At 48.5% G+C, this 21,703-nt stretch carries 19 protein-coding genes; 15 read left to right on the top strand and 4 right to left on the bottom strand.

Annotation, left to right across the window (positions count from 1 at the left end; translation table 11 throughout):
* Positions 1 to 131 precede the first annotated feature (131 nt).
* Genes N836_RS64925 through N836_RS64955 form a run of 7 tightly spaced genes read left to right on the top strand, consistent with a single transcriptional unit; the run spans position 132 to position 7,597 of the window.
* Entirely contained in the window at positions 132 to 1,484 is a 1,353-nt protein-coding gene (locus N836_RS64925; protein WP_023075521.1) for a V-type ATP synthase subunit B, read from the top strand.
* Positions 1,485 to 1,493: 9 nt separating this feature from the next.
* Positions 1,494 to 2,093, top strand: coding sequence for a V-type ATP synthase subunit D (locus N836_RS64930; protein WP_023075522.1), 600 nt, complete (start codon positions 1,494 to 1,496; stop codon positions 2,091 to 2,093).
* Positions 2,090 to 3,892, top strand: coding sequence for a V-type ATP synthase subunit I (locus N836_RS64935; protein ID WP_023075523.1), 1,803 nt, complete (start codon positions 2,090 to 2,092; stop codon positions 3,890 to 3,892). The genes N836_RS64930 and N836_RS64935 overlap by 4 nt, the downstream gene beginning before the upstream one ends.
* The gene (locus N836_RS64940; RefSeq protein ID WP_023075524.1) at positions 3,889 to 4,332 is read left to right on the top strand and encodes an ATP synthase subunit C; all 444 of its coding nucleotides are present in this window, start codon (positions 3,889 to 3,891) and stop codon (positions 4,330 to 4,332) included. Before N836_RS64935 ends, N836_RS64940 begins: the two co-directional genes overlap by 4 nt.
* 31 nt (positions 4,333 to 4,363) lie before the next feature.
* Complete coding sequence (locus N836_RS64945; RefSeq protein ID WP_235071163.1) at positions 4,364 to 5,062, top strand: hypothetical protein; 699 nt, start codon at positions 4,364 to 4,366, stop codon at positions 5,060 to 5,062.
* 8 nt (positions 5,063 to 5,070) lie between these two features.
* On the top strand, positions 5,071 to 5,754 hold the full coding sequence (locus tag N836_RS64950) for a DUF2764 family protein (protein WP_023075526.1): 684 nt from the start codon (positions 5,071 to 5,073) through the stop codon (positions 5,752 to 5,754).
* A 10-nt stretch (positions 5,755 to 5,764) separates the two neighbouring features.
* Complete coding sequence (locus tag N836_RS64955) at positions 5,765 to 7,597, top strand: V-type ATP synthase subunit A (protein ID WP_023075527.1); 1,833 nt, start codon at positions 5,765 to 5,767, stop codon at positions 7,595 to 7,597.
* Positions 7,598 to 7,663: 66 nt separating this feature from the next.
* Here N836_RS64955 and N836_RS73800 read toward each other — a convergent pair whose 3' ends face one another.
* The 3 genes from N836_RS73800 to N836_RS64965 all read right to left on the bottom strand — a co-directional run bounded on the left by N836_RS73800 (position 7,664) and on the right by N836_RS64965 (position 11,144).
* Positions 7,664 to 8,743 carry a DUF3110 domain-containing protein gene (locus N836_RS73800; RefSeq protein ID WP_023075528.1) on the bottom strand — a complete coding sequence of 360 codons (1,080 nt, stop codon included), beginning with the start codon at positions 8,741 to 8,743 and terminating at the stop codon, positions 7,664 to 7,666.
* A gap of 465 nt (positions 8,744 to 9,208) precedes the next feature.
* Positions 9,209 to 10,354 (bottom strand): TIGR03364 family FAD-dependent oxidoreductase, encoded by a 1,146-nt coding sequence (locus N836_RS64960; RefSeq protein ID WP_023075529.1) that lies wholly within the window; start codon positions 10,352 to 10,354, stop codon positions 9,209 to 9,211.
* A gap of 64 nt (positions 10,355 to 10,418) precedes the next feature.
* The gene (locus tag N836_RS64965; RefSeq protein ID WP_023075530.1) at positions 10,419 to 11,144 is read right to left on the bottom strand and encodes an HAD family hydrolase; all 726 of its coding nucleotides are present in this window, start codon (positions 11,142 to 11,144) and stop codon (positions 10,419 to 10,421) included.
* Between the two features lie 162 nt (positions 11,145 to 11,306).
* Here N836_RS64965 and phnF point away from each other — a divergent pair, with 162 nt between their 5' ends.
* The 4 genes from phnF (at position 11,307) to N836_RS64985 (ending at position 16,509) form a co-directional block, all read left to right on the top strand.
* Positions 11,307 to 12,020 carry a phosphonate metabolism transcriptional regulator PhnF gene (phnF, locus tag N836_RS64970; RefSeq protein WP_023075531.1) on the top strand — a complete coding sequence of 238 codons (714 nt, stop codon included), beginning with the start codon at positions 11,307 to 11,309 and terminating at the stop codon, positions 12,018 to 12,020.
* Positions 12,021 to 12,249: 229 nt separating this feature from the next.
* Positions 12,250 to 13,356, top strand: a complete 1,107-nt coding sequence (locus tag N836_RS64975) for a putative 2-aminoethylphosphonate ABC transporter substrate-binding protein (protein ID WP_023075532.1) — start codon at positions 12,250 to 12,252, stop codon at positions 13,354 to 13,356.
* A gap of 147 nt (positions 13,357 to 13,503) precedes the next feature.
* Positions 13,504 to 14,694, top strand: coding sequence for a putative 2-aminoethylphosphonate ABC transporter ATP-binding protein (locus N836_RS64980; protein ID WP_023075533.1), 1,191 nt, complete (start codon positions 13,504 to 13,506; stop codon positions 14,692 to 14,694).
* 63 nt (positions 14,695 to 14,757) lie between these two features.
* On the top strand, positions 14,758 to 16,509 hold the full coding sequence (locus N836_RS64985) for a putative 2-aminoethylphosphonate ABC transporter permease subunit (protein WP_023075534.1): 1,752 nt from the start codon (positions 14,758 to 14,760) through the stop codon (positions 16,507 to 16,509).
* Between the two features lie 29 nt (positions 16,510 to 16,538).
* Here N836_RS64985 and N836_RS64990 read toward each other — a convergent pair whose 3' ends face one another.
* On the bottom strand, positions 16,539 to 17,423 hold the full coding sequence (locus N836_RS64990; protein ID WP_023075535.1) for a LysR family transcriptional regulator: 885 nt from the start codon (positions 17,421 to 17,423) through the stop codon (positions 16,539 to 16,541).
* Positions 17,424 to 17,531: 108 nt separating this feature from the next.
* Between N836_RS64990 and N836_RS64995 the strand changes: the two genes are divergently transcribed.
* From N836_RS64995 to N836_RS65010, 4 genes are all read left to right on the top strand, one after another.
* Positions 17,532 to 18,542: a zinc-binding alcohol dehydrogenase family protein gene (locus tag N836_RS64995; protein WP_023075536.1), complete on the top strand. Its 1,011-nt coding sequence runs from the start codon at positions 17,532 to 17,534 to the stop codon at positions 18,540 to 18,542.
* A gap of 65 nt (positions 18,543 to 18,607) precedes the next feature.
* Entirely contained in the window at positions 18,608 to 19,477 is an 870-nt protein-coding gene (locus N836_RS65000) for an enoyl-CoA hydratase/isomerase family protein (protein WP_023075537.1), read from the top strand.
* A gap of 48 nt (positions 19,478 to 19,525) precedes the next feature.
* A complete protein-coding gene (locus tag N836_RS65005) occupies positions 19,526 to 20,494 on the top strand; it encodes an LLM class oxidoreductase (RefSeq protein ID WP_023075538.1) in 969 nt (322 codons plus the stop codon).
* A 26-nt stretch (positions 20,495 to 20,520) separates the two neighbouring features.
* Positions 20,521 to 21,333, top strand: coding sequence for an SDR family NAD(P)-dependent oxidoreductase (locus N836_RS65010; protein ID WP_031293900.1), 813 nt, complete (start codon positions 20,521 to 20,523; stop codon positions 21,331 to 21,333).
* Positions 21,334 to 21,703 lie beyond the last annotated feature (370 nt).

Below are 21,703 nucleotides of genomic sequence, written 5' to 3' on the forward strand. Positions count from 1 at the left end.
TTGTGCTCCAGCTAGCTTTGAGGATTACTAAGTTTTTTAAGTTTTCTGTTTCGCTTCAAGCAATAAAACAATACCATTTTTGTTAAGATTTAGTTCTTAGGGTGTCTGTCTTTTAGCCCAGAGTGTTTCCCATGCCACAAACTCTCGTTCGTTATTCTAAAGTAGTTGAGATCGTTGGCGATATCATGCGGGTGCAAGTACCTGAGAGTGCTTACCTGAAAGATACCGGACCGCGCTATGGCGACTTAGCTGTGGTGGAAGGGGATGACGAAGATAGCCTATCTCTGGCTCAGGTAATCAATATTAAGCATGATACGGTTGCTCTCCAAGTGTTTGGTGGCACGAAAGGCGTAGCAACAAACTCGTCTGTTCGCTTTTTGGGGCATCCCATGGAGGTCACCTATTCTGACAACATTCTAGGGCGGGTATTTCGCGGCACGGGGGAGTCCATTGATGGCAGACCCGATCTATCACAGGATTCTAAAGTCCCCATTGGTGGACCGTCAGTTAATCCCATGCGGCGGGTGTTGGCATCTAAGATGATCCGCACCGATGTGCCGATGATTGATGTATTTAATTGCCTGGTTGAGAGTCAAAAGATACCCATTTTCTCGGTCGCTGGCGAGCCGTTTAACCCTTTCCTCGCTCGCATTGGCATTCAGGCTGATGCGGACATTGTGGTCTTTGGTGGTCTCGGTCTCATTTTTGATGATTACCACTTTTTTCGTACCACCTTTGAGGATGCCGGTGTGTTCTCTCGCACTGTGATGTTTGTTAACCTGGCCTCTGATCCAATTGTGGAACGCACCCTGATTCCCGATATGGCTCTGGCGGTAGCGGAACGATTTGCTGTGGAACAGGGGAAGCGGGTGTTGGTATTGCTGACAGACATGACCGCCTATGCCGATGCCCTTAAAGAGATCGGTATTGCCATGGATCAGGTGCCGTCAAATCGGGGCTATATGGGTGATCTGTATTCCCAACTGGCTCGTCGCTATGAGAAAGCCTGTGATTATGCCCAGGGGGGGTCAGTGACTATTCTTAGCGTGACTACAATGCCTGGGGATGATGTCACTCATCCAGTGCCAGATAATACTGGTTACATCACCGAGGGGCAATTCTATCTCCATGATGGGGTAATTGATCCCTTTGGTTCGCTGTCACGACTTAAGCAACATGTTATCGGCAAGGCAACTCGCGAAGATCATAGTCAGATTATGAATACGATGGTTCGCTTTTACTCCAATGCCAAAGATGCAGAACAGAAGCAGGCGATGGCGTTTGAGCTGTCTGATTTTGATCATAAGCTCTTGAAATTTGGTGAGCTATTTAAGCAGCGCTTTATGGACATTAATGTTTCTATTTCCCTAGAGCAGGCGCTCGACCTGGGGTGGAAAACGTTAGCCGAGTGCTTTGAGCCTCAAGAATTGTTGATGAAACAGGGGCTGATTGACAAGTACTTCCCAAAAGAGATGCAGCAATAGGAGGCGACCATGGCAAGGCTGGCATTAAACAAGGCGTCTCTGACCAAGCTTCAACGGCAACTCAAAACCTATAAAGATGTCTTGCCATCCCTCGACCTGAAACGCCGTCAGTTACTGGCTGAGCAGGCCAGAGCTAGACACAGGGTCAGGGAAATTAGTCAGCAGCTAGGAGAGTTAGACCCTCTGATTGCCAGCGAGCTGTTGATGATTTCTAATCAAGAGGTAGATCTGGCCGATATTGTTACGGTCGTTGGGGTGCAGATAGTGGAAGAAAATGTTGTGGGAACCCGGCTGCCCAAGTTAGATAAGTTTGATATTAAAGTACGCCAGTATGCTTTGTTGGGCAGGCCTCACTGGGTCGAGCGTGTGGTGGATGCCCTCACAACAGCGGTGGAGTTACGTCTGCAATTACAGGTGGCTGAGCAACGGCAAATGTTGTTAAACCAGGCCGCTCGCAAGATCACCCAGCGGGTCAACCTGTTTGATAAAGTGCTGATCCCAAGAGCCCAGGCAAATATTAAAAAAATCCAGATTTACTTGTCGGATGCCGCCCGGGCAGCCGTGGTGAACTCAAAGATTGCCAAGCGGAAGAAGGGAGTGGCCGCATGAGTATTGTTCCCTTAAATAAAGTCACCCTGTGCGGGTTAAGTGGTGATCAAGAGAAGGTGCTTGAGGGGCTACAGCGTTTGGGATGCCTCCACTTGATCCCACTCCAGCCACCGGCTCAAGAATCAGAGGCAGAGCTATTTGTGCGGGATGAAGAGGCCCATGAAGCGTTGCTATATCTGATGGATGTACGGCGTAGGCGACATCAGGTTTTGAAGCATGTGGATTTTGACTTTGATCACGTGTTAGCAGCGGCTCTGGCCAATAAACAAAACCGTCGGGAGGCAGAGGACAGGCGATATTTTTTAGTGAATCGCATCCGAGATTTAGAGCCCTGGGGTGATTTTACCTTACCCGATCTCGACCAACTGGGGGGTTACCGACTCTGGTTTTATCGGGTGCCCTACGCGAAGATGAAATCTCTCCAGGATTTGGAATGGCCCTGGCAGCAGGTCTCTGCGGATCATCGATTTACCTATGTTGTAGTCATTGCTAAACAGGAGCCTCCCGCTAACGCCCTGCCTGTTGCTCGAACGTACACCGGGGCAGTCTCTCTAACAGATTTAAAGCATGAGTTACAACGGGTTGAAATCCAGCTAGAAGACTTGGATGCCGAACACGAGGCCCTCAGCCGTTGGATACACTTATTCTCTAAGAATCTGGCGCGGGCTGACGATCGGGCAGCGATTCAGTATGCCGGTACCCAAACCCGTAAGGAAGTTGGCATCTTTATGGTCCAGGGTTGGATGCCCGCCCGAGAGTTAGAACAATTGGAAGCGTTTGCTGAACAACAGGAACTGGCACTCCTGGTTGAACCGGCCCGTCCTGACGATGCCCCACCCACCCTGATGGATAATCCGCCCGAGCTGAGTAGTGGGCAAGATTTGGTCAGCTTTTACCAGACCCCCGGCTACCGTACCTGGGACCCGTCGATTGCGGTTTTCTTCTCGTTTGCCGTTTTCTTTGCGATGATTCTCTCGGATGCTGGCTATGCCCTGGTGCTGGCAGTCATTGTGGCTTGTTACTGGCCGTCCATGGGGAGCAGTGCAGGCGGTCGACATTTCCGGATCCTATCGGTAATGGGATTGATAGCGGCCATCATCTATGGTGTTTTGGTCGGTAGCTACTTCGGTGCCGGGCCTGAGCAGATCCCACGCATCGGGTCATGGCTCACCCGTTTTCAGGTGCTAAATATCAACAATTACGATGCCATGATGCAGCTTGCGATCGCAATCGGCTGTCTGCATATTACGTTCGCGAATATAATTGCCGCTATTGGTGCCGGTGGATTTGCTGGAAAAGCAAAACCCTTGGGTTGGATTGTTGTTATTGCTGGTGGATTAACCTTGTCCCTAGGTCTGGGAGAGGCCGCTGGACATCATCTAGGCATTGGCTTACTAGTAGGCGGTTTCTTAGTGATCTTCTTAGGGGGATTTCTCGGCAGTCGCCAAAAAAATTTGCCCCTACGGTTGGTGGCCGGTCTGGGTTCGTTAACTCAAATCTCCAAACTGTTTGGGGATATTATGAGTTATCTACGATTATTCGCGCTAGGATTGGCCAGTGCCTCATTGGCCTTAACCTTCAACCAGCTAGCCCACCAGGTATATCAATCAGTACCAGGGTTAGGGTTGTTGCTCAGCATTCTGATTCTGTTACTGGGCCATGGCATTAATTTGGCCTTGGGGATCATTAGTGGTTTTGTCCATGGTTTGCGGTTGAATTTTATTGAGTTTTTTAATTGGGGTATCACTGATGAAGGATATCCCTTTCAGGCATTTGCAAAAAAGGAGAGTAATCCGTGAATGAATTTATCATTCTCCTGGGGTGGATAGGCATATACGCTCCTGTGTCATTGGGGGCGATCGGCAGCGCCCTTGGCTGTAAGATCGCTGGACAAGCGGCAATTGGGGCCATGCTTGAGGTGAAGGGTGGATATGGTCGCTTTGTGGGTCTATCAGCTTTGCCCTCTTCCATGTCGATTTATGGCATTGTTGTTCTGTTTTCTCTAAACCGTCTTGTAACCGTGGACAATGCTGCCGGGTTATTCAGTATTGGTGTGGGGTCCGGGCTGGCGTTTTTGCTATCGGCGATCTATCAAGGTCAGGCCTGCGCATCTGCGATCGCAGGGGCAAAAGCCAAACCTGAAATCTTTGGGCTTTCTCTGGCACCTGCTGCCATTATTGAAGGTTTCGCCGTGTTTGCCTTTGTCTTCGCTCTGGTAGCGGCAGGTAGTCTGCCATAAGTTAAAACCACGCAAAAGGGGGGATGTAACTGTGTTGAACAATAAACCTCACCGATCAGATATGGTGCCAGCCGCCCATGGGGTTGATGCCCTAGTTGCCCGGCTGCGAGATGAAGGCGTCGCCGATGGTCGTGCTCAAGGGGAACAGATTGTAAAAGATGCCCAATTACGAGCCGAGTTAATTATCGAGCAAGCCCATGAAAAAGCGAGTGAGGTTCTGACTAAGGCCAGACAAGAGGCAGACAGTTTGGAAAAAGCCGGGAATCAAGCGCTAGAGGTTGCTGCCCGTGATGCCATGCTCTCTCTCAAACTGGAGTTAAATCAGCGATTTACCGGAGAGGTACGTCGCTTAGTCGGTGTCGAAGCTCAGAAACCAGAACTCTTACAGCGACTTATTCTAGAAATAGCAGGCCGCGCTAAAGACGAGATTGACGATGCGCAATCAGTGGAGATCTTGTTGCCTCGCAATGTGGCAGGGTTTGAGGAACTCAGTCGTAACCCTGAGGAATTGGAACAGGGGATATTAACCCATTTTATCCGTCTGATTAGTCAAGAAGCACTCCAAGAAGGAATCACCTTTGGTGTGGCTAACGATAATCACGGGGGCCTGAGGATCCGACTGGTGGATCAGGAAGTTGTGCTAGATATTAGCGATCGCGCCATTGCCGATGTACTTCTTCAGTATCTTCAACCCCGTTTCCGCGCACTTCTAGAAGGCATTGTCAAATAGGTATAACAATGTTTAAGGCCAACCAGTACGTCACCCTGATGGCAAGCCTGCCCTATCTTGGCGAACTTTTTGAAGCCCAGCAGACGCCGTTGTCGCGATTTAAACTGGAAGCTCGTCTGAAGATGCTGAGTGAGGAAGATGCTGTACTCCTGCAGCAAATACAGTCCTTAATTCGTTGGCACCATGTGCCCATATCGCGAACAGATGCGGAAATTGTAGCAGCAGCAGAGCAATTCTTTCAGCAGGTCAAAAATCCGCTCCTGCGAGAAGTTGTCGCGTTTCGCTTAGAGCTACATACGATCGTCGCCGCCCTCCGCCGTCGTCAGCGAGGCGAGAAAACCGCACCGGTGGGAGAACCCTGGGGGTATGGACGCTGGGTTAAGCACATAGAACGTCATTGGGCAGAACCCGCCTTTCGACTGCAGGGAAATTTTCCCTGGCTGTTAGAAGCCCAACAGTTGTTGCATGCCGATGAATCAGTGGCGTTAGAACGTGTGTTGTTTAGCTACGTTTGGAAACGATTAGGTCAGTTAGGGGCAGAGCACTACTTCGATTTTGAAGCAGTGGTAATTTATGTAATGCGTTGGGACTTGATTGATCGATGGGTTCGATACGATGGCCAGTTGGCCGTAGAGCGGTTCAAGAACCTGGTGGACGCTGGGGTAGGCGAATTTGATCAGCTGTTTGCATGAGGAGAGTTCGATGTCTGAAATGTACAAGCCAGCTAGGGTTGTTGCTGTTCAAGAAGATATTGTCACCATTAAAATGGCCCCGACGGACGGGCGTCCCTTAACCAAGAATGAAGTAGTCTACATTTCTCCCCAGCGGCGCAACGAAGGTCGGACCGAGAAACTCAAGGCTGAAGTGCTGCGGGTACGAGGGTATGAAGCCGATGCTCAGGTCTTTGAAAGTACGCGGGGGGTGGGAATTGGCGATCCTGTGGAGCAAACGGGCCAGTTACTCTCTGTCAGCTTGGGGCCGGGGTTACTCGGTCAAGTATATGACGGTCTACAAAACCCGCTAGATCTGTTGGCAGTATCCTACGGTACGTTTCTCCCTCGGGGTGTTGATGTCAAGGCCCTGGATGAACGGAAAAAATGGTCATTTGTGCCGACAGTACATTTGGGTGCCCAACTCAAGGCTGGCGATACTCTCGGTACGGTTCAGGAAGGTCGATTTCGCCATAAAATTATGGTCCCTTTCGATCAGCCGGGTGAGGTGGAGCTGATCTGGATTCAACAGGGGAGTTTCACCGTGAACACGCCGATTGCTCGCATCCGAGAGGCCAATGGTCGAGAGCATACCCTGGATATGACTCAACAATGGCCTGTACGGCGATCGGTGCCACAACGGTTGCTGACACAGCGCTTTTCAGAGCGACTTTACCCTGACGAGCCGCTGATGACAACCCAGCGGATCATTGATACCTTTTTCCCGATTGCCCGTGGGGGCACTGCCTGTATCCCAGGGCCTTTTGGGGCTGGCAAAACCGTATTGCAGCATACCCTGTCTCGATATGCCGCCGTTGATATTGTTCTGGTTGTTGCTTGCGGTGAGCGAGCGGGTGAAGTGGTAGAAACCATTACTGAATTTCCGGAACTGAAAGATCCAAAAACAGGGGCCTCGCTGATGGAGCGTACCATCATTATTTGCAATACGTCTTCCATGCCAGTGGCCTCCCGCGAGGCGTCTATCTATACTGGTATTACCTTGGGTGAGTACTATCGTCAAATGGGCTATGACGTTCTCCTCCTGGCGGATTCAACCTCTCGCTGGGCTCAGGCCATGCGAGAAACCTCAGGGCGGATGGAGGAAATTCCTGGGGAGGAAGCGTTTCCAGCTTATTTAGACTCTTCGATTAAAGGAGTATACGAGCGCTCTGGAGTGATTCGCACCAATGATGGCAGTGTGGGCAGTCTCACCATGGTCGGCACTGTTTCTCCGGCAGGAGGAAACTTTGAAGAGCCGGTCACCCAATCCACCATGAGCACCGTTAAAACCTTCTTAGGTCTTAGCTATGATCGGGCATACAAGCGTTTTTATCCAGCTATCGATCCGTTAATTTCTTGGTCGCGCTATCTGACCCAACTCACACCATGGTTAAAAAAGGAGATTGCCCCTGACTGGGTTGACCAGATTCAGGCCATGAATAATCTCTTGAAACAAGGGGATAGTATTTATCAGATGATGCAAGTCACAGGCGAGGATGGGGTGACTCTGGATGACTATGTGACTCATCAAAAATCCCTATTTCTGGACATGGTCTATCTACAACAGGATGCCTTTGATGCCATTGATTCCAGCACACCTCTAGCCCGTCAGAAAGAGAGCTTTGGCCTGGTCAATGACCTGGTGACTAGATGCTATCAGTTTGAAAATAAAGCGTCAGCCCGAGATTATTTTACTCACCTTACAGGGCTATATAAGAATCTCAATTATACTCAGAAAAAATCTCCTGAGTATACGGACTACTTAAAGCAAATTCATCATTTGGCAGATGCTGTTACCCTCAGTGAGCTTTCACAATTGGAGTGACCTGCCCACCATAGGCCACTCGCCGTCATGTGAGCGAAGTAGCCTATGGTCCCGAGACTGAACCTTCTATCTTAGAAAATCCGTCTCAGCATTGTTTTCCGCTGGTTCAACTTGTGTACCAGCTTTGATTAACTTAGTCATATGTCCTTGATTTCGGGAAAATCGTTCAACTTCCCATCTATTTATTTTTTCTACACTGAGACCCTTGAGATCTTTTTGAGACAATAGATCGTTATAGCTATTGGCATCATCAAAATTTTCAAACATAAGGACAGTATTTCGCCCATCTGCATGCAGCGTTGTGTAAATGCCTTCATTGCTAGAATGAGGGTTCATCAATAAAATAAAAACTTGACCTGGATGTGTAAAGCTCAATATTGGTGGATTGAAAACAAGTGACCATATAAAAGGAGGCCACACATAAGAGAGGTAACCTTTGGTTAGCTCCATTCCTTCTCTTACTGCACTGATTGGAATCTTAAGCTGATCATTGGCGATATTTGCGGAAATTTTGAAGAGAGAAGGAAGATCGGAGAAATACAAGCTTGCCACAACAGCGATTACAAAGAGACCAAAAAGATGTTCTTTCCCTGCCAAATAATTTTGTAGGCTTGCTGGTAGCCATGGAGAGATAACTGCATATCCAGAAAATCCTGGTAAAGGAAGTAATAGCAAAAGAAACAGAAGTATTAGATATCCTGCCATAATGGCCAATATAGGCCAAAGAAAATTAATTTGCCACTTTGTGACTGGCTCTAATGCCCTCCATTCAAGCGACTCAAATTTCATCATTGCTTCTTCACGAGCTGTTTTTTCAACGAACTGAGCTCCGATTTCCCAATTGTCTGCAAGACCTAACCAAAATGGGCTGGATATAGCCAAAATAAACAAGGCGATCATCACCAAGCCTGAAAGAGGAATAATGCTACGCCATATACGACTGCGAATACGGATAAGGTCAATCTCTGGGGAACGCCCAAATGCAAATCTAAGATTTGAAGGGAAACTAAAGTAGCCCTTCTCAATAGCAAGGTTATCGCCCGCCAAATAAGCTAAACATGCTTGGGTTAATCCAGAGATATAGAATACTGTTGGGAGAAGAAGTATAAAAGATATAATTAATAGTATAGAAGCTATATTTAACATTGCGAATTTTTATAGTGTGTATCTCTTTAATTGTTTTATGGAATTGTAGCGTAAGGTCCAGCTGAGAGCGCTGTTTGTATATAGAATGAATTATTAATAACAAACTGAATACCAAAATGACTTAGGATTGTTGGTACTACTTCATTATTGAAGCTAGCTTTACATCACGAGTGTGCGCATCAGCTAATTGAAAGATGCTACTGACTTCAGGATTGATGGCTGAAGCTTATTAAAGATGTTATGACGGTCTATTCAAGTGCCAGTAAGAATGGTAGCCCAGCCAGAGCCACTTTTAGTTGGCTGCCCTATATGTTGTAGAACCCAACCAGTGTAAGCTTCTACAACATATAGGGCAGCGATAGCCCGCGCTTCACCTGAAAACCACAACTGCTGCTACGTTTCAAGCTGAACATCTCTAATGCCGACAAGAGTAGCTTTCTTGATGTCTGACATAATGGATAATTCCTAATCTGCGTTTAGGTCCGCAATCACCTCTTCCGCTAAGCCAAAAGACAGCGTCATACCTGCACCACTAAGAGCTGTTACGATGGTCACTCCGGGTTCTGGTTGAGCAATAAACTCTGTCTTCCCTGGAAGCTTTGCATAGACTCCGTGCCAAGTCTCAGCAATATCCAAGGAAGGAACATTTGTGAAGCCCTTCAGATAATCCAAGATATATCGGTTCGGTTCAGCTCTATCGAATGGATCTGGATTATTCCCGTATTCATGAGTATCTCCAATAATTAACTCTCCTGATGCGTTTTGCGAAACCATTACATGAATTCCCCATTGCGGGAAATGAGGCGTTTCCTGCTCGATGCGCGTTTTCAAACTCCCTAGAGATGAGCAATCAGCAAAGGCGGCATAGTGGGTAAGTGTTAATCCACCACATAGGGGGACGCCAATGTTGAAACCCTCCGGCTGAGGAGCGGTGCGCATCATCTGCAGCTTAACTTTTGTGATGTTGCTAGCATTGTAGACTTCTGGATAAAGGGTCTCAAAATCAGCCCCACTACAAACCAAAATCTGTTCTGCTGTCCATTGTTCTCCTCCGGCGATCAGAGTAGGATGAGCGATGTCAGTGACAACTGTATTAAAGTGAAACTCAACACCGTATACCTGATTTAAGTAGTCAGGTAATTTAGCGATCGCTTCTCTCGGGTCAACAATGGCCTCAGTTTCACTCCAAAGAGCACCCAGCAGCCCTTGAGTAGATACCGCAGGGCTTTTTTGCCTGGCGTCCTCTGCTGTTAGCATCCGGGGAGGAATCTTGACAGATTGCCGCTGTGCCACAAACTCTTCTAGCACGGCTAGTTCATCCGGGCGGTAGGCCACATGTAAAGAACCACAGGGATTTATATGAAATCGAGCTTGCTCTGCCAGGCTCATCCAAATTTCACGAGATCTGAGGGCACGAGCTAGCAAGGGACCCGTTGGCTGACCAATTGGCCAGACCATCCCGAAGTTACGAATAGAGGCCCCAACACAGCGAGCATGACGCTCAAAGACTACAACTCGTTTGCCCTGTTTTGCTGCTGCCAGTGCATGGGCTAAGCCGACAATGCCAGCACCCACAACAGCAATATCGGCTACATGGCCTGCGTTTTCCATATCTTGGTTTCTCCAAATTTGATTAATCGCTTTGTGAAAAATCGAATGAATCGTGTTCTAGAAACTATATTCCGGCGATTCTTTCTTTCAATTCAACCAGTGAATCAAGTAGGCCATGATGAGGGCACAGTTCTAATTGCTCACGCGTATGTGTACCGTTGGTTATCCCGAGTGCCCAGCGACAGTGAGCATTGATACCTGCTGCTAGATCCGATGGAGTATCGCCAATAACGATTACTGCTTGAGGATCTTTGACCCCTAGTTGATACATCGCCTTCTGAATCATGTAGGGAGCAGGTCTACCCTCGTTGTTATAAATTTCAGAGGGAGTTACCGACGCCTGGATAACACTGTTAGCACTCCCTACATAGTTCTTATCTAACCCTCTATCCCAACCGAGGCGACCCAGAATAACATCAGTTACTTTTCTGTAGAAACCTGTGTTCAAAGCGATTTGAATGCCTTCAGCTTTGAGCCATGAAAATAGCTCAAGACATCCTTCTGTGGGCAAGACAGGTTGAGTACGGTAATGCTCCTCCAGTTTTTTTTTGAAGATTTGATAAGAAGACTCTACCTGACTGGAACAGACAGGATCTTCAGCACCTATCTGTTCCTTCCACAAGGTCTCAAACACTAAACGCTTTGACCAGCCTTGCATTGCGGTCACTTTTGCCGGGTCTGCATCCAGTCCAGTTTCTTGAGCTGCCCTGTGAAAGCAGTCCTGCACCTCATGCTTATCTTGAACAGTTGTGCCAGCCATATCAAACACAACAAGCTGAATTTTAGACATCTTTGACTCCTGTTGATGATCAGATTCGCAATCAGTACCTGTCTAGACATCTAGATAGTATGTCAAATTAAATAATGTGGCTACCCTTGCTTGACCTGTGCTATCTAGATACCTAGACTTAAACTCTTAGCAGATTGCTAAGAGAGCTCGCCCTATCTGCTTATGTTTCAGTCAACACAGCCCGTCTATGTACAAATTGCCAATGATTTACGCCAAACTATTCAGCAGGGCGTTTATCAAATTGGGGATAAACTACCGAGTCAGCAAAAGCTAGGAGAGCGATTTGGGGTTAACCGTCATACGGTGCGTCAAGCTGTTGAAGTTCTCAAAGAAGAAGGCTTGTTGCGGGTGGATAACGGATTGGGTGTATTTGTAGCCACTCCCCCGATTAAATACACCATCGGTAAACGGGTCCGTTATAACGAGATGCTGGAGGCACAGGGGCACTCAGCACGATATCAAATGTTAGGTTTGACTAGGGGCACTGCCACTAGCAAAGTTGCCGAATGCCTTGAACTTGAGCTAGGTGCAGACATTGTTCAATATGACGTTCTGGGCTTGTCGGATGAACATCCGCTGATTGTAGCGACTAGTTATTTCCCAATTGAATCCCTACCTGACATTTTAGACAAGCTATCTAGATTTAGTTCTATTTCCAAGCTCATGCGTGAGGTTTATGGTTATGACCACATTCGTCGCCGCACGCTGATTTCATCCCGTCCGGTCAAACTTAAGGACGCCAAGCTACTGAAACTAGCTAGAAACCAGCATATACTGCTTGTGCAGGCGATTAATGAGAATCAGCACGGACAGGCTATCGAATATACCGTGACTCGATTTCGGAGCGACAGCGTTGAGCTTGAATTCAATGCATAGCGTTGCCAGTATTTGCTGATACATAGATTTAAGACAATTTTGTGCTCTTAACCAAGCCTTAACTACAGGCTCCACCACTCTTGATACCATCTAGCTGTCTAGATAGCTAGATAGGGCTGTCTCGATCAGAAAACTCTTGAAATACAGCTTTCAAGAGTAATGAGTTTTACAAGATTCGACAGATTGTTATTCATTGTTCTCATCCATTTTCCGACATCAGGAGGCCACTATGCTTTCCAGAAAACAATTGCTGAAAATTGGTTCTAGTTCTCTTGCTGGATTGATGCTAGCACTGACCATCAACGGTTGTGTTGTTAGAGAAGATGCCGAGACTAGCGGTGGTACGGCAGATGTAGTTGCATTAGATATTGGCAGCGCAGATGCTGGCGAAATTACAGTCTATACAGCCATTGAAGATGACCAAATTGAAGGATACCTCGCTGAATTTGAGAAGGCTTATCCCGACATTGATGTCAATATTGTGCGCGACTCTACCGGAATTGTTACTGCAAAGCTTCTAGCTGAAAAAGATAATCCTCAAGCTGATCTCGTATGGGGTTTAGCCGCTTCTAGTTTGGTTTTAGCAGAGCAAGAAGGCCTCCTAGAACCTTATGCACCCGAGGGCTTGGACAACGTGAAGCCAAAATTTCGAGATTCCAAGAATCCACCTGCCTGGGTTGGTATTGACGCCTGGATCTCTGCCTTTTGTGTCAATACAGTTGAGCTAGAAAAAGCAGGACTGCCGATGCCTGCGTCTTGGGAAGACCTGACGGCTCCGGTCTACAAAGGTCATTTAGTCATGCCCAACCCGGCTTCTTCAGGTACGGGTTTTCTGTCTGTCTCTGCCCTGCTACAGCTCAAGGGTGAAGAGGAAGGCTGGGAGTATCTCGACGGACTCCATGAGAATATTGCCCAATATACTCACTCTGGTTCTAAACCTTGCAAACTGGCAGGTGCAGGTGAGTTCCCTATTGGTATCTCTTTTGGCTATCGAGCTGTCAACCAAAAGAATGATGGCGAACCGATTGAACCTATTTTCCCTGAAGAAGGCTCCGGATGGGAAATGGAAGCCAATGCTCTGATTAAGAAAGACCAAATTAAACCCGCAGCCAAGACATTTCTAGACTGGGCAATCACCCCTGAAATTTCCGAGAAATATGCAGAAGGCTTTGCGATCACAGCTGTAGAGACCAATGTGCCCGTACCCGACGGCTTTCCCGCTGACCCGACGGCTCAGCTAGCGGAAAATGACTTTACCTGGGCAGCTGAGAATCGAGACCGCATCTTAGCAGAGTGGACAGCAAAGTACGATGGCAAGTCCGAGCCGAAAGAATAATTGTGTTTCCACAATATTCCTAGTGATTCTTTTATGCGGGCAATTTTCTACTTTGTCCGCTCTCTCATCAGCACAGTAGGAAAACAACACCGAGGGTAATCACTTCGCAATTCGAATCTAGCTATCACTCACTCGGAGCTTCAAACTATGCATTTCTCTGAAAAGTCAAAAGCAGTCTCACAGTCCAATAACTTTGATAGTAGTGCTGATCCGCTGACTCAGCGTCACGGTACTGTAGTAACCACGACAGATCGACCCGAGCCCTATCTGCGTGTAGAAAATGTCTACAAGCAATTCGGCTCGTTTGTAGCACTCAAGCAAATCTACCTGGATATTTATCCAGGTGAATTTGTTTGCTTTCTAGGTCCTAGTGGGTGTGGTAAAACAACTTTGCTCCGGGCCATCTGTGGACTTGATCCCCAAACGAGTGGTCGTGTCATTCAAGCAGGGCAGGATGTTTCTAATTTGCCTCCCTCGAAGCGAGACTTCGGAATCGTGTTTCAATCCTACGCGCTGTTTCCTAATTTGACAGCAGCGCAGAACATTGCTTACGGCTTAGAGAATGCAGGTCAGCCTAAATCCCAAATCAAGGCCCGTGTTCAGGAGCTTTTGGAGAAGGTAGGGCTTGGGCAAATTGGACAAAAATATCCAGCTCAAATGTCAGGAGGACAACAGCAGCGGGTCGCTTTAGCCCGTGCTCTGGCCATGTCGCCCGGCTTGTTACTGCTTGATGAACCGCTTTCTGCTTTGGATGCAAAAGTTCGAGTCAAGCTACGGACTGAAATTGCTCGTATCCAGAAAGAACTCGGTGTCACCACTGTGATGGTAACTCATGACCAGGAAGAAGCCATGGCTATAGCCGATCGCATTGTGGTCATGGACAATGGGTACTTAGCTCAGGTAGGCACTGCCTATGAGATTTATCAGCAGCCTAATTCACCTTTTGTTGCTGACTTCATCGGTGTGATGAATTTCATAGAAGGAGAAGTCATCGCAGCTGACCAAGTTCGATGTGGTAATGCTTTTCTTCAGGTACCCAGAAACGATATTCCCGTTGGTCAAAAGGCCGTCTTAGCCGTGCGTCCTGAAGCGGTTGAAGTACTTGATGTTGCTGACACGAATGGACATCCAAATACATCAACTGCTCAGGTAGAAGGAATAGAGTTTTTAGGATCAAACTATCAGCTGAGTTTGCGGATTACTGGTACAACTGAGAAGCCTGTCCTAGTTGAGATCACCGCTGCCGAAGCACTGAAATTTGATTTGAGTATTCACTCTAGTTTGAATGTTCAATTACCACCTGAAACAATTCGAGTGTTTGCAGCAGACGCTGTGTAGATTGAATGTTTCTTGTCCAGAGTTTGATTTGGTCGCTACGAGTAAAAGAGAGTCTTTGCAATCATGAGTGTTTCTCAACCAATTTCCTCTCCTCAACTAGTTAAGGTCAAACCGCTTGAGCAGAAAGTCACCAAAGAAGACTGGATTATTCGCATAGCGCTGGGCCTAGCCGTTGCCTGGCTGACAGTAGGCATTATTTTGCCGCTGTTTCCTATGGTTCTGCGCAGTCTACAGAACACGGATGGTCAGTGGGTAGGCTTTGCTAACTATCTCAGGTATTTAACAACCCCGTCTCTGTTAGCTTCGTTTGGTAACAGTTTATCTGTTGCAGCTTTGACGACGTTATTTTCAGTGGGCTTTGCCTTTCTCTATGCCTATGGGTTGACCCGAACTGCGATGCCGGGAAAAGCTATTTTTCGTCTGTTGAGCCTTCTACCTCTTTATATTCCACCTTTAGCCCATGCCATTGGATTAATCTACTTGTTTGGCAATCAGGGGTTAATTACCCAAGCAGGTTGGGATATTAATTTATATGGTCAGACAGGCATTGTGATGGGTGAATTCTTCTACTGCTTTCCTCAAGCCGTGGTGATTTTAACAACAGCTCTGAGCTTGACGGATGCCCGCCTGTATGAAGCCGCTCAAGCATTGCGGACCTCGCCCGTTCGCACTTTCTTTACAGTGACTTTGCCCAGTGTCAAGTACGGCTTAATTAGCTCCATCTTTGTTTGTTTTATTCTGGCTTTTACCGATTTTGGTGTTCCTAAGGTCGTAGGGGGTGACTTCAATGTGCTCGCCACCGACATCTACAAACAAGTTATCGGCCAGCAGAACTTCTCGATGGGGGCAACAATCAGTGTCTTTCTGCTAGTGCCTGCTATTTTGGCCTTTGTCATAGACCGAATTATTCAGCGCAAACAAACAGCATTAGTGAGTGCTAAAGCAGTGCCTTTACAGCCCAAACCAAACCCTGTTTTAGATTGGGCTATGTTTGTTTGTTGTTCTCTGATTGCGTCGGCTGCCATTATTGTTTTTTGCACCATCATCTTCGCATCTTTGGTTAAAGTATGGCCCTATGACTTTAGCCTGAGCCTGCGCAACTACGACTTTAGTCGTGTGGGTGGCGGCGGCTATGCTGCTTACTGGAATAGTATTCGTATGTCGTTTTGCACGGCTGTATTTGGGACAGCCATTGTGTTTACGATGGCCTATCTGGTTGAAAAGAGGAAAGGTCTCAAATGGCTGAGAGGGGTTACCTATTTTCTGTCAACCCTCCCGTTAGCGTTGCCGGGATTGGTTCTGGGTCTTGCCTACGTGTTCTTTTTCAACCAGCGCACTATCAGCATTCCATTCACCAATTACGCATTGCTCAATCCGTTCAATGGACTCTACAGTACGCTGGCAATTTTGGTGCTGTGTACCATCATTCACTTTTCAACAGTTTGCTTTTTGACAGCTAGCACCGCTCTAAAGCAGCTTGATCCAGAGTTTGAAGCTGTATCGGAATCGCTGTCTGTACCGTTTTATAAAACGTTCTGGCGAGTGACATTGCCGATGTGTTTACCAGCCATTCTAGAGATTGGCATCTACTACTTTATCAATGCTATGGTTACAGTCTCAGCGGTGATTTTCCTGTATCCACCCAAGCTTCCCCTAGCATCTGTAGCCATTGTTAATATGGATGATGCAGGTGATGTTGCAGCGGCAGCGGCTATGTCAGTATTAATTGTGTTGACTAGCTTGGGCGTCAAAGGTCTCTATTGGTTCTTAACACGAGGAGTGCAAAAGCGATCGCAAGCATGGCTTAAGAAGTAATGGTCAGAGCGATAGCTGTTCTGTACTTTCTAGCACTCCCAGGGCGGTACAGGCTGGAACTGCTCGATTAGAAAATCAATCATGGCGCGCACTTTCGGGGCAACAATCCGACGACTGGGATAAAGTAGCCAGATAGCAGCCTCTGTAACCAGCGGAAAGTCTGGCAGCACCTCAACCAGTAGCCCAGATTTCAGACTTTCCCTAGCATTCCAGACAGACTTGATGCCGATACCCATGCCTTGCTCGATCAGTTGGCGCATGGCCTCACCATCGTTGACAGCAAACGAGCGCGGCACACTAACGGTCTGGCCGTTCTCAAACTTCCACCGAGTGTTTTCGGTGAGGATGACACATTGATGCTTTGTAAGATCGTCAGGTGTTGAGGGCACGCCATGGCGTTTGAGATAGGTGGGAGAGGCAACGAGAAGACGCCGGTCAGAGGCTAACTTTCGCACAATCAGGCGACTATCGGCCAACCGTGCATTCCGAATAATCAGATCATAAGCACCTTCGACAACATCGAGGACTTCATCCGATAGCCGTAAATCAAGGCTGACAAGCGGATGGCGTGCCTGAAATGCGGCCAGGGTCGGAATGATATACATCCGTCCAAAGGAGCCGGGCATGGTTACTCGCAGTAAACCCTGTGCCTCTGGCCTTTGCCCCCTAACTGCACTAAGACCCGTTTCCAACGTCTCTATAGATTGTTGAGCATAGGGGAGAAACGCCTCACCATCGGTCGTTAATGATACGGCTCGGGTTGTTCGGTTGAACAAACGAAACCCAACAGTTTCTTCGAGTTTGACCAGGCGGGCACTGGCACTGGCGGGGGAAAGTGACAGATCGTAAGCCGCTGCCGAGACGCTGCCAAGTTCTGCAATTCTCAAAAATAAACGGAGCGACAAAGTATCCATTATCAAAAATATCCGAATTATCATTTCGCTATCAGCCTAATTATCTTTTTTATCCGAATGATTATGATGTTGGCAACGAGCTTCATAGATCGAAAGGAGGCAGATAGGATGAAAGCGATTGGCTATAGGGATGCAGGACCAATCTCAGCCGCAAACGCCCTCATCGAATTTGAAACGGATATACCGCAGCCTGGTCCGAAGGACTTGCTTGTGGCAGTGCGTGGTATTTCAGTCAATCCAGTCGATGTCAAACTGAGGGCCAGTGCACAGCCGGACAGTGGCTCTCGCATCCTGGGTTTTGATGCTGCTGGGATTGTGCAAGAGGTGGGTGCAGCCGTGACGCGGTTTCGGCCCGGCGACGAAGTGTTTTACGCCGGTGACATTACTCGTCCAGGGACTAATGCTCAGTTTCACGTTGTGGATGAACGTATTGTTGGTCGCAAACCAGCGTCGCTTGGTTTTGCCGCAGCCGCAGGCATGCCTCTAACCAGTATTACAGCCTGGGAAATCCTATTCGATAGTCTGGGACTTAAAGCGGGCGCAGGAACTGATGAATCGCTGTTGGTAATTGGCGGTGCTGGCGGTGTTGGTTCGATTCTCATTCAACTCGCTAAGCAGCTCACAGGACTGACTGTTATTGCCACAGCATCCCGAGATGATACGCGTGCTTGGGTGAAAAAGATGGGGGCTGATCATGTGGTCAATCATCATAATCCACTTGACAAAGAGATAAAGACTTTGGGGATTTCGCCACGATATGTGGCCTCACTCACGCACACTCAACAGCATTTCGCATCCACCATTGAGTTGATTAAACCGCGCGGCCAGATTGCCCTGATCGACGACCCTGACGTGCTTGATGTTAGTGCTCTAAAGCCCAAGGCACTTTCTTTAAGCTGGGAATTTATGTTTGCTCGGTCGATGTTCCAAACAGACGATATGGATGCGCAGCACAAGTTGCTAAACAGGGTTTCAGACCTGCTTGATGATGGCACTTTGCTCCCAACGGTCAACAACCATGGTGGCGTTCTAAATGTCGAAAATCTGCGTGCCGCTCATGAACTGCAAGAAAGTGGGAAGGTGATTGGCAAGACCGTGTTGGACGGTTTCGGCGAGTAAGACCGCGCCAAATAACCGCAGGCGCGAAGCGCTGCTAGCGATCAAACAAACTTAGGAGATTTCAAATGAGCTATGACGGTTTCACCACTTTCAACGTTAAGGTCGAAAACGCGATGGCCGCAGGCCGGCCTGCGGCCATCGCCTGGGTCACATTCGACTATCCGCCGGTCAATATTCAGGGCCTGCCAATGCTCGCCGACCTGAATATGCTGGCCCAAAAGCTTGAAACGGATGGCGATATCAAGGTGGTTGTGTTTCAATCCGCCAATCCCGAAATTTTTGTGGCCCATGCCGACACGAATTTTCTCAAGGATATGTCTGCGATCGCAGTCTCCCGTGACCAGGTTAAACTCCTCGATTTACAGGTTGTACTGGAGCGCATCAGCAAGCTACCCCAGGCCACCATCGCCAAGATAGAAGGCTTTGCCCGTGGCGGTGGTCACGAATTTGCCCTTGCCTGCGATATGCGTTTTGCCGCCCGTGGCAAAGCAAAATTCATGCAAATGGAAGTCGCAATGGGCATCCTGCCCTGCGGTGGTGGCGCATCTCGTATGGCCCGTCAGGTAGGTCTAGGGCGTGCGTTGGAGATTATCCTCAGTGCCAGAGACTATGATGCCGACCAGGCCGAAGCCTATGGCACCATCAACAAGGCGCTTGACCCTGAAGAAATTGGCCCGTTTGTCGAAGCGTTGGCCAACCGCATCGCTCTCTGGCCAGCTGAGTCGATCAATGCTTGCAAACAGGCTGTCTATGCTTCCATCGATCAACCAATGGAGGAGGCATTAAAAGAAGAAGCCTACTGGCTTTATCAGGCAACGAGTCAGACCCCGGCACTAAAGCGATTCCAATGGGCTGACGATAACGATGCCCAGTTTGACATGAACAATCAGCGCGGTTGGGAAGAGATGGTAATTGGTGTTCAGGAGATCAAGTAATTAACACCGCAGACAACATGGATTCAACCACACCCAAACCTATTCCTTATGCTCAAGAGTCTAGAAGATACAGGATTTCAGCCCATTAATCGGGCATACAATTCCCTATTCCGTCCAAACCGGCTGAGCCTGGGTCTGGTGGTACCGATTGAGACCTATTCACAGGGTCCAGTGCCCACTATGACCCGTCAGCTTGAACGGATTCAACTGGCCGAAACCCTGGGATTTGCTGCCGTCTGGTTACGCGATGTGCCGTTTAACGTGCCATCTTTTGGCGATGCTGGTCAGACCTACGATCCATTTGTCTACCTGGGGCTTTTAGCTGGCCAAACCGAGCGGATTGCCCTTGGCGTCGCCAGTATCATTCTGCCGCTGCGGCATCCAGCCCATGTGGCCAAGGCTGCTGCCAGCGTTGATCAACTATCGGGTGGGCGGCTCATTCTGGGGGTGGCTTCTGGTGATCGGCCAGAGGAATATCCGGCGCTGAATCAACCCTTCGCTGAGCGGGGAGCCTGGTTTCGGGAAAGCTTTGACTACATTAGACGGATGGTGAACAACTCACCCGTCTTTGACAACAATTTTGGTCGCCTCAACGGCGGTATGGATCTGTTGCCCAAACCGGTGGCAGAGAAATTACCTTTGCTGATCACCGGCAGCAGCCAGCAAGATCCAGATTGGATCGCTCGGAACGGCGACGGCTGGATGACCTATCCACGCAATCCGGCTGTTCAAGCGCAAATCATTCAGGACTGGCGAACGCGGGTTGCAGCGATCGGCGCACCAGCCAAGCCTGTGATGCAGCCGCTCTATATTGATCTGACTAAGAACCCTGAGGCATCTCCCCACCCCATTCATCTGGGTTTCCGGCTAGGTGTAAACTCTCTGCTCACTTATCTACAATCGCTAGAACAGATTGGCATTAACCACGTAGCACTGAACCTGCGCTTTAACCAGACAGATACTGAGATAACGCTAAAACGTCTGGCCGACGATATACTACCAGAATTCTCAGCGTGAAGGAGGCTATATTCATGGCAAAAACAATGCCAAAAACAATTTTAATTACCGGCTCTACTGACGGTATCGGCCTAGAAACAGCGAAGATGCTGGTCGCGATGGGGCACCATGTCATGTTGCATGGGCGTAATCCATCGAAACTAGAAGATGCCGAAAAAATGCTCTCTGCGGATGGTGGAGTGGTTGAAAGCTACATGGCTGACCTGTCGCTGATGGCTAATGTCGAAGCGCTAGCAGAGGCGGTGGCTGAGAAGCATACCAAACTTGATGTTTTGATCAACAATGCAGGCGTGTATAACACGCCCGATCCGGTCACCCAGGACGGGCTGGATATCCGATTTGCCGTGAATGCGATCGCACCTTATCTACTCACAAAACGCCTTTTGCCACTGCTTGATACCTCTGGACGGGTGGTCAACCTCTCTTCCGCAGCGCAGTCCCCCGTCAATCCGCAGGCCCTAACTGGCCACATCAAACTGTCTGACGGCGCGGCCTATGCCCAAAGCAAACTGGCGCTGACCATGTGGTCCTACAGCCTGGCACTGGCACTCCAGGAGGACGGCCCGACTATTGTTGCGGTTAACCCCGGCTCACTGCTGGGTAGCAAGATGGTAAAGCAGGCTTTTGGCATCGCTGGCAGCGATATCCGTATCGGTGCAGAGATCCTGTGCCGTGCGGCTCTATCTGATGAATTTGCGACGGCTTCTGGACAATATTTTGACAACGATACGGGCCAGTTTGCCTCGCCCCATGCCGATGCCCTAAATTCTCAGAAAAACCAAGCGATTGTAAGTCTGATCGACACCGTTTTAGAAAAAATAGAGGAGATAACAACTTAAGATGGACCGGCCAGCCCTTTAGACTGTGAAAGCTTTAGCCGATGTCATTCAGTAGGAATCCGGGTAACGGTTCAGCCCAGTTCGAAGTTGCGATCGCTTGCTATATGTATGTTCACGCAGTCATCGCCATGTAGTGTTAGGTACCAGCAGACCTTCAGAGGTCACTTACTACTCTGGAAAGTAAATTTATTGCCATATCGTAGATGGGTTCGATAGGCTGAATTAACGTCTCCACCCCCGATCAATTCGCAAATGAACAAACGTCATCTTGAGTTAAGCGCCACTGACCGCAGCGACCTAGAAGCCCTTTTGAGCAAAGGTCAACTGGGGGCACGGCAATTCAAACGAGCGACTGGTCTGCTGGAGTTGG

Source organism: Leptolyngbya sp. Heron Island J, assembly GCF_000482245.1.
Lineage (GTDB): Bacteria > Cyanobacteriota > Cyanobacteriia > Phormidesmidales > Phormidesmidaceae > Leptothoe.